This window comes from Variovorax sp. P4_D9 (assembly GCF_056401695.1).
This window is the reverse complement of the sequence record NZ_JBFUIU010001204.1, coordinates 1-2,083: the sequence shown is the minus strand read 5'-3', so window position 1 is coordinate 2,083 and position 2,083 is coordinate 1. Positions and strand designations below refer to the sequence as shown.

The following is a 2,083-nucleotide window of genomic DNA, read 5'->3' as shown; positions in this document are numbered from 1 at the left end:
CACCAGAAACGGACGTCATTTCGTTGCGAGAACAAATCGTCAAAGCGATCGGTCAGCGCGACGTCATCGACCGGCTGCGTGCACTCGACATCACTCCAATGCCGCTGACCGGCAAAGAGGGCCTCGCGAGACTGGTGGCGGTGCGTGAACGCAACGCCAAGATCGTCCGCGAGAGAAATCTCAAAGCCGATTGAGAGATCCACAAACTGATGCAGAGCAGTCAATTTTCAAAAGGAATGTCATGAGGTTATGCCGTTTTAATGGAGGTCGATTGGGATGCGTCGACCGCGGGGATGTGCTCGACGTCACCGCTGCGCTGCAAGTTCTCCCTTCGGTGCGCTACCCATTGCCGCAAGAGGATCTGCTGGTTGCGAACTTGGCCGCCGTTTGTACGGCTGCGCGGAATCTCAGCGAGGGCGCTCCGCGTCTCCCGATAGACCAGGTCCGTTTCCTGTCGCCGGTTGCGAATCCTCCTCGCATCATAGGAGCGCCAATCAATTACCGGGACCACATCGCCGAGAGCATCAAGGACGCCGCTATCAATCATGGGAGATCAGTCAAGGACATTCGGGAGTGGGGCCTGTTTCTCAAGTCATCGACTTCATTGATCGGATTCGGCGAGGAGATAGTGTTGCGCCGTCCCGACCGTCGCAACGACCACGAGTGCGAACTGGCTGTCGTGATTGCCAGGCGCTGCAGCAACGTGAGCAGAGCGGATGCGATGAGCTACGTGGCTGGCTACTCGATTGGCCTCGACATGACGGTTCGTGGCCCGGAGTTTCAATGCTGGCGCAAGTCCGTCGACACATATAGCGTGCTGGGACCATGGCTGGTCACGGCCGACGAAGTTCCTGATCCGGGTGTGCTGGATCTCAGCTTGAGTGTGAACGGAGAGGTCCGACAGTCATCGAATACCAAATTCCTCGTGTTGGACGTTCCCGGATTGATAGAGTGGGCGTCGAGCATGTACGCACTGGTTCCTGGCGACGTAATCATGACGGGTACGCCAGCAGGGGTTGGACCGGTCCTGCCGGGCGACGTGATCTCCGCGTCCATCCAGGGCATCGGCGAAGCGCGCATTTCGGTGGCGAATCGTTATGAGTGAACACGTGTCGCTCATAGAGGCTCTGGCGGAAGCGCACGCACAGCCGCTTTGGGATCGCTACATGACTCTTCTGACACGCGAGCCGGCGCCGATTGATGAGCCAATGGCATGGTCTTGGCAAACCATGCAGCGACTGATCGAGCGTGCGGTACGCGAAGTCGGAATGGACGACGCTGAGCGCCGCGTCCTGCTTTTCTGCCATCCTGCATTCGCACCGGCAATCAACACGACGACCAACCTGTCTTCAGGACTGCAAATCCTGCAACCTGGTGAGYACGCGGATGCGCACCGACATACCGTCGCTGCACTGCGCTTCATGATGGCCGGCACAGGGGCTGTGACCTGGGTCAACGGCAAGCGCTGCGAGATGAAGGAGGGAGACCTCATCCTGACACCGGCCTGGTGCTGGCACGAGCATCGCAACGAAGGCAATGAGCGCGTCGTTTGGTTCGACGGACTCGACGTCCCGCTCGCGCAGCAACTGCGGTCCATCTTTCTCGAATTCGGCTCTAAAAAAGAGATTCCCCCTCAGTTCGACGATAGTTTGGCTCACGCTGGGGCATGGCCAACAGAGATACCTGCCGCGTACCGGCAGTATTCACCACGGTATCGGTACGAAGGTGCGGCCATGGCGACTGCGCTCGACTCGGTTCCGACGCAGCAAGATGGGTCTCGGCTCCTGCGCTATGTCAACCCGCTCACGGGAGGACCCGTAATGCCCACGCTGGATTGCTACGCGATGCGTCTCCAAGCGCACACTCAGACGCGTGCGTATCGCAGCACACACAACGCAATTGCTGTAGTGGCACAGGGCAGCGGACAGTCCTCGATCGGGAAGAAGGAGATCGCCTGGCAAAAGGGTGACGTATTCACGATACCGCATTGGCACTGGGTCAGTCACCACTCTGAGCACGCTGATAGCCAACTTTTCCTTATGACAGACCGCGGTCTGTTGGAGGCGATGGGTTACCTGCGCAC

General features: G+C 58.9%; 2 protein-coding genes and 1 pseudogene. All 3 read left to right on the top strand.

Going from position 1 to position 2,083, the window contains the following annotated elements:
* A pseudogene (locus tag AC1DY5_RS53015) lies at positions 1-194 on the top strand (tripartite tricarboxylate transporter substrate binding protein); the annotation flags it as partial.
* Between the two features lie 101 nt (positions 195-295).
* On the top strand, positions 296-1,105 hold the full coding sequence (locus AC1DY5_RS53010) for a fumarylacetoacetate hydrolase family protein (protein WP_478122247.1): 810 nt from the start codon (positions 296-298) through the stop codon (positions 1,103-1,105).
* A partial coding sequence (locus tag AC1DY5_RS53005; RefSeq protein WP_478122246.1) for a cupin domain-containing protein occupies positions 1,098-2,083 on the top strand: 986 nt, incomplete at its 3' end. The genes AC1DY5_RS53010 and AC1DY5_RS53005, both read left to right, overlap by 8 nt.